A 7,007-nucleotide genomic window follows, 5' to 3' on the forward strand; every position below is an offset into this window, starting at 1 on the left:
GAAAGCAATGGAATATAGCAGGCAATTTTAAGAAAGCAGATCGATTTAAAAAACATCAATTAAGGGAAAACTAAATTAAACTAGACGTTCTAAGCATCTTTAGCTAAAACGTTTTTATAAACCAAATCACTATTAATATGAGCAAAGTTGCGGTAAAATCATTTGCGCAGCTTGGGAAAAAATCAAAGTTATTTTTCTCATTGGTTGTCATTGCTGGTACTTTCCAACAAGTCAATGCCGCGGTCGGAACTTCAGCCAATTACGATGGAAAATCCTTCGTAAAAGAAGTAAACCATGTGCAGCAGCAAGTTAAAGGACGTTTTTTTTAAAAATAAATGATTAATAATTCATAGGGTTTAATCTATTACGATAGAAATGAGGCTCACGTATTCGTATTAATTTTTTAAAAACTAATTAAACATGATCGTTTTAGTTTTGATCAGCTAAACGTTTTATAAACCAAAATCACTAGTTATATGAGCAGAATCGATTTAGAATCATTTGCCCGCTTAACGAAAAATACCAAGCTGTTTTTTTCGTTGGCTATTATCGCCGGGACGATACATCAGGCAAATGCGCATGTCATCGCCAAGGGGGAAGACTCAAAAGAGACCTTTATCCATAAGTTCGCTAAGTTTCAGGATTTAATTAAAGGAAAGGTACAGGATGCAAAGACTGGAGAAGGGGTCTCCGGTGTTTCGGTTACCGTCAAGGGATCAGTAAAAGGTACAACATCGGATGGGCAGGGTAATTTTGCCCTGCAAGCCAAGATAGGAGATGTCCTTGTCGTTTCGTCTATTGGTTATCGAACAAATGAAGTCAAAGTAACGGGAAATGCTCCGCTTGATATTAAACTCTCAGCGACAGAGGATCAATTGGATGAGGTGATTGTCGTCGGTTATGGTACACAAAAGAAAAGCGAAGTTACCTCAGCTGTAGCTTCTGTAAAAGAGAAGGATTTCAATCAAGGTGGTATGCGCAATCCAATGGATCTGGTACAAGGTAAAGTTGCCGGTCTAAACGTGACACGGACCCAAGGCAGTAACCCCAATGCTGGTTCAGATATCCAATTGCGGGGTATGGCCTCCATGAAAGGCGGAAACTCCCCGCTGATTGTCATTGATGGCATTCCTGGCGGAAATCTAGATTTGATCAAGCAAGGAGATATTGAATCCATAGACGTGTTAAAGGACGGATCTGCAGCGGCTATTTATGGGACGCGGGGTAATGGTGGTGTAATTTTAGTAACCACTAAAAAAGGCAAATCTGGAGAACCACGATTTGAATATTATACCTATGGTCAACATGAGTCTGTCGCAAAGAAACCTTCGATGCTGAGTGCGCAGCAATTTAGAGATTATGTGGTCAACGGACAGAATAAACCTGATCTTGACCTTGGCGCTTCAACAGATTTGTATGACGAATTGATCAATAAAGGTAATTTCTCAACATTCCATAATTTTGTTGCCAGCGGTGGTGGCGATAAATCCAACTACCGTGCTTCAATTAACTATGAAAATGCCGAAGGCATTGCTAAACAGAATGGACGTCAGCAATTTGGCGGTCGTGTCAATTTTTCGCAAACTGGATTAAAAGATCGATTGACTTTCTCCGGTAATATTGCTGCCAATTTCAATAAAGCAGATCTTTTGGGTGGAAAAACGGAATATTTCGAACAGGCAATCCAGCGTAATCCAACTGCTCCACTATACAATCCCGATGGAAGTTTTTACCAAACCCAGGGTTATAATAATTTTAATCCGCTGGATCGTATGGCCAACCGTGTAGATCAACGCAATCAGGAAACTTTTTCGGGAGACGCACGTATGAAACTCAAGATTATAGAACCATTGAGCATCTCAGCCTTCGGATCCTATCTTAGAAATAATTGGAACGATCGTCAATATCGTTCGATCAAAGATTGGGACCAACGCCAAAATTCTGAGTATCAGGGTATGGGCTATGCTTGGAAAAGAAATGAGTTAAATTGGTCCAAGACCTTTGAAACAACAATTGATTACAACCAAACATTCAACGACAAGCATAATATAACGGGTTTGCTCGGTTACAGTTTTCAATATAATGGTTATGAGCGGTTTGAGATGTCCAATAATGGTTTTACAACAGACGCTTTTCAAGATTGGGACATGGGAAGTGGTACGGCTCTGACAAATACCAAATTGCCAAGACCATCGATGGGCTCATTTAAGGAAGACAATAAATTGATTGCTTTTTTTGGACGGGTAAATTATAATTATGACCAAAAGTATTTTGTGAGTGCAATTCTTCGCCGAGAGGGATCTTCGCGATTTGGTGCTAATCATAAATGGGGTAATTTCCCTGCCATTTCTGCGGGATGGACCATTACAAACGAAGACTTTTTCTCCAATAAAGACCTTGTCAACAATCTGAAGCTCCGTGTGGGGTATGGGGTAACCGGTAATCAGGGCTTCCCAAATTACAATTCGTTGATCTTGTTGGGAACAGGTGGGGTATATCCGCAGGATGGCATCTATTATCAAACGTATGGACCGACCCAGAACCCCAATCCCGACTTAAAATGGGAACAAAAAGCCGAATTGAATATCGGGCTCGATTTTGGTTTGTGGAATAACCGACTAACAGGGTCTCTAGATGTCTATAATCGTAAAACCAAAGACTTACTATACCAGTATAAGGCGCAACAGCCAGCCTATGTGAGTACAAACATTTGGTACAATGTAGGCGAGGTTTCGAATAAAGGTGTTGAGTTGCAATTGTCTGGAGTTCCAATTCAAAAAGAAGATTTTAAATGGACGGTGGATTTTGCGGGAAGCTATCAAAAGAATAAACTCGTTACCATGTCCAATGATATCTTTAAGAGTAATTGGATGACTTTTGGCGGTCTGCCCTCTCCAGGTAATCTTGGAGATGCCATTCGTCTTGAAGAAGGCGGTGAAATTGGTTCCTTCTATGGAAAACGTTATGCGGGTCTGAATGATGCTGGAGAATGGCTCTTCTATAAAGCTGACGGCTCCAAGGCTACCATTGCGGATATAAATGATAATGATCGCGCCTATATTGGAAATGGTGTTCCCAAATTCAATGCGTCGCTAGGTAACCGGTTTGCCTATAAGGGCTTCGATCTGACCGTATTTTTCAGAGGGAAATTTAAGTATGATATTTTAAATACAGCGGATATGTTCTTTGGTAATCAAAAATGGTTGCCTAATAATGTTTTCGAAAGTGCTTTTACTAAACATGCCGACCTTAAACAGGATCCACAGTATTCGGATTACTACCTTGAGAATGGAAGTTTTGTGAAACTGGATAATATTACATTGGGATATAACTTTAAACTAAAGACTGATTATATCAAAAGTCTATATGTATATGCGACAGGGAGAAATATCGCAACCATGACCAAATATACGGGGATTGATCCAGAGTTGCAGGATACAGGTTTTGAAGCAGGGATTGATTCGCGCAGTTTCTATCCAAGAACAAGATCTTGGACAATTGGTTTAAATGTTGGATTTTAAAATAGTAAGGTTATGAAAAAAACAAATAAATATTTATTCGCCATTCTGAGCACTGTTACCTTAGGTATCTCTTTTAGTTCCTGCACCAAGTTGGATGAGACAGTGTATAGTAAGATCAAGGATGATAATTTTTATAAGAATAAACGGGAGGTTATGCAAGCTGCGCTCCGCCCTTTTACACATATGCAGGCCTGGCTTGCACCTACAGGTGGAAATGGCTTTTATTATCATTCCGAATTAAGTGCCGATCAGGTGGCCTGGCCGCAAAAGGGACGCCATGGATATGACGGTGGAGACCATATCCGGCAGCACTATCATACCTGGACAAGCAATGAAAGCCGAATGCGTGGGGCCTGGGAGTTGATGTGGGGCGGCGTTGGCTATGTCAATAATGCTATTCAGGATATTGAGAAACTTGATATCGCTAAAATTGCGGATCTGACAGAGGATGAACGCACGCAAATACTTGTGCAATTAAAAGTAATGCGGGCATTTCACTACATTAAGATAATGGATCTTTGGGGCAACGTTCCTATCGTGACAAAGGTAGCCGATCCTATTAACCCAGAAACCAAACCGAGAACAGAGGTTTTTGCATTTGTGCAGAAGGAGCTGGAAGAAAATGTGGATAAGTTGCCTAAAACCTCGGCCAGTAATATCGGTCAGGTATCTATGGCTGCGGGTTATGCCATGCTGGCTGAACTCTATCTCAATGCCGAAAAATGGTCGGGTAAGGCAATGAATGATGAATGTATCGCTGCTTGTGATAAGATTATTTCCGGACAGGCTGGCGGCATTGGAGGGGCTCCCAAATTGAGCCCTGATTTGAATGCATTGTTCAGTAATACCAATTCGGCGAATCTGGAATCCTTATTTCAATTTCAATATAGCAGACAGGCGGGGTTTACATTCGATTGGTCGGGATTCTATATGAGTTATGACTATATGAAGGAAGTGCTCAAAGTTGGTTACGGTGGATGGAATGCATTTGTTGTTATCCCTACCGCATTTAATGCCTATGCTGAAAATGACTTGCGGAAGAAAGAATGGTTTTTGTTTGGACCACAATATAAATACGGCACCACTACACCTGTATTGGGAACGGAAGAGTATTCAGGTAAACCGCTGGTGTTTGTCAATTCGATCCGCAGAGAAAGCGAAGGTGATAAAACTTCAGAAGGTGGTATGACAAAAGGAGAAGAGAATTCTGGAGCTCGATTTAATAAATATAAATCAGGTACCTTGGACGATGCCAACTACTGGGAGAATGATTATATTATTTATCGTTTAACGGAGATCTATTTCGATAAAGCTGAAGCACTTATGCGTAAGAATGGTGGAAAAGCCAGTAGTGAGGCTGTGGAGTTGGTCAATGAATCCAGAAAAAGAGCATTTAGTAAGGCTGACTGGCCTATGGCGCAGTATACTGTCGCTACATTGACGCTGGATGAATTACTTGCGGAACGGGGACGTGAATTTATTTTTGAAGGAAAGCGCCGGACAGATCTAATCCGATTCGGAAAATATATATCCGGATCTTGGTGGGATCATAAAGCTACGAACGATAAGAATAAAGAACTATATGCGGTACCGATGGATCAATTGGCAATCAATCCCAATTTAAAACAAAACCCTGGTTATTAATGTTCAGGAATAGTAGATGCCGCATAGGTATCTACTATTCTTTTACCTAAAACACATGAAAAGATATTTTACGTTGTTTCTTCTGAACTTTATTGGTGTAACCTTATTTGCACAGAAAAATAATTTTCAGAACTATGCTATCCAAACTTTAGATAGCATCTATAGCAAGTTTGGAAATACCAAGAATCAGCTCTTGGCTGAAAAATATCCCTTTGATGAAAACTTCAAAGCTGATTATTTGGATAATAATCAACAGGCAGCACAGCAAAAGAAATATGCTTATCTATGGCCTTTCTCGGGTAGTTTCTCGGCTGTAAATACCTTGATGGAATTACCAAAAACAAAAAAGGCATTTCAGTTCATACTTGACAAAAAAGTCCTGATGGGGTTACAGGAATATAGAGATGAAAGTAGGTCGCCTATTGGCTATGCTTCTTATTTAAATACAGCTCCTCCCTCGGATCGTTTTTATGACGATAATATCTGGTTGGGTATCGATTTTACAGATAGCTATATCCATACAAAAAAAATAAACTACCTGACTTCGGCCAAAGAGATCTGGAATTTTGTAAAGAGTGGGGAGGATGATAAATTAGGCGGTGGCGTTTATTGGTGTGAACAGAAAAAGGAATCTAAAAATACGTGTTCGAATGCACCAGCAAGTGTATTTGCACTGAAGTTATTTATGGCAACCAATGATAGGTACTATCTGGAAGAAGGGGAGCGTCTTTATGAATGGACAAAAAGAAATCTTCAGGATCCCGAAGATAAGTTGTATTGGGACAATATGCAGCTCAATGGAAAGATTGGAAAAGCTAAGTTTTCGTACAACGCCGGACAAATGTTGCAGGCGGCAGCCTTGCTTTATAAACTAACGAAAAATAAGCAGTACCTTGAAGATGCGCAACAGCTGGCTGAGGCTTGCCTGGGATATTTTTTTGAGAAAAGTGGCGAACTGAGTTTTCCAAAACTAAAAAATAGCAATTTATGGTTTCATGCGGTAATGATGCGCGGTTATATGGAGCTTGCTGCGGTGAATGGCAACCAAAAGTATCTTGCAATTTTTGCGGAAAACCTTGAATTTGCCTGGAAGCATATGCGCGACAAAGAAGGGCTTTTCAGCCCAGACTGGACTTTGAAGGATCAACATCAATCGAAGTGGCTCCTTGATCAATGTGCTTTTGTCGAGATGTATGCACGGTTGGCAAAAGCTGGGTACTGATCCCTTATTATCTGCGTGACTTGTAAAATATGATGTTGATCTAGCATGTGAGCGATTCATTGGATAGGCGGGAGATCAGGTTATTTGATTGATAACAAAGTCGTTCAAAAGGTCATTAATACCAAAGATGATGATGAAGCGGCTTTGAATACCACCGTGGACATTATAAAGAAAGAGAAACCGACCATTACTTTTGTGCATTTCGATCAACCTGATGGTGTAGGGCACAATATTGGACATAATACCCCGGAATACTATGCCGAGCTAAAACAGGTCGACAGACGCATAGGCACTTTGCAGCAGGCGGTAAAAGATGCGGGAATAGCTGATGAAACAATTTTTGTTATTGCTGCGGATCACGGTGGCACAGGAAAAGGACACGGTGGTAAATCGCTGGCGGAGGTGGAGATTCCCTGGGTAATGACCGGACCTGGTGTACCCAAAGGGAAAGAAATTAAGGAAACTTTGATGATTTATGATATCGCGCCTACGTTAACTTGGTTGCTTGGTGCACCGCTTGATGCCGCTTGGCGCGGAAAGGCGATCAAAGCATTCCAACAATAGTTGTTGCCCGTCAAACAAAAAGCCCCAAAGAAAACTCTTTGGGGCTTTTTGTTTGA

General features: G+C 40.8%; 5 protein-coding genes. All 5 read left to right on the forward strand.

Annotated features, from left to right (window positions below):
• The first annotated feature begins 137 nt into the window (after nt 1–137).
• The 5 genes from B2X72_RS04895 to B2X72_RS04915 all read left to right on the forward strand — a co-directional run bounded on the left by B2X72_RS04895 (nt 138) and on the right by B2X72_RS04915 (nt 6,951).
• A complete protein-coding gene (locus B2X72_RS04895; RefSeq protein WP_112374975.1) occupies nt 138–329 on the forward strand; it encodes a hypothetical protein in 192 nt (63 codons plus the stop codon).
• A 147-nt stretch (nt 330–476) separates the two neighbouring features.
• Complete coding sequence (locus B2X72_RS04900) at nt 477–3,521, forward strand: SusC/RagA family TonB-linked outer membrane protein (RefSeq protein WP_112374974.1); 3,045 nt, start codon at nt 477–479, stop codon at nt 3,519–3,521.
• A gap of 12 nt (nt 3,522–3,533) precedes the next feature.
• Entirely contained in the window at nt 3,534–5,165 is a 1,632-nt protein-coding gene (locus B2X72_RS04905) for a RagB/SusD family nutrient uptake outer membrane protein (protein WP_286848444.1), read from the forward strand.
• A gap of 55 nt (nt 5,166–5,220) precedes the next feature.
• Nucleotides 5,221–6,387, forward strand: coding sequence for a glycoside hydrolase family 76 protein (locus tag B2X72_RS04910; RefSeq protein ID WP_112374973.1), 1,167 nt, complete (start codon nt 5,221–5,223; stop codon nt 6,385–6,387).
• Nucleotides 6,388–6,471: 84 nt separating this feature from the next.
• Nucleotides 6,472–6,951, forward strand: a complete 480-nt coding sequence (locus tag B2X72_RS04915) for an alkaline phosphatase (RefSeq protein ID WP_204990860.1) — start codon at nt 6,472–6,474, stop codon at nt 6,949–6,951.
• Nucleotides 6,952–7,007 lie beyond the last annotated feature (56 nt).

The sequence above is a fragment of the Sphingobacterium sp. UBA7253 genome, assembly GCF_002472745.1.
GTDB lineage: Bacteria > Bacteroidota > Bacteroidia > Sphingobacteriales > Sphingobacteriaceae > Sphingobacterium > Sphingobacterium siyangense.

Coding starts and splice junctions, on each gene's coding strand:
- B2X72_RS04905 (WP_286848444.1), top strand. CDS start 3,534: ATGAAAAAAACAAATAAATATTTATTCGCCATTCTGAGCACTGTTACC.
- B2X72_RS04910 (WP_112374973.1), top strand. CDS start 5,221: ATGAAAAGATATTTTACGTTGTTTCTTCTGAACTTTATTGGTGTAACC.
- B2X72_RS04900 (WP_112374974.1), top strand. CDS start 477: ATGAGCAGAATCGATTTAGAATCATTTGCCCGCTTAACGAAAAATACC.
- B2X72_RS04895 (WP_112374975.1), top strand. CDS start 138: ATGAGCAAAGTTGCGGTAAAATCATTTGCGCAGCTTGGGAAAAAATCA.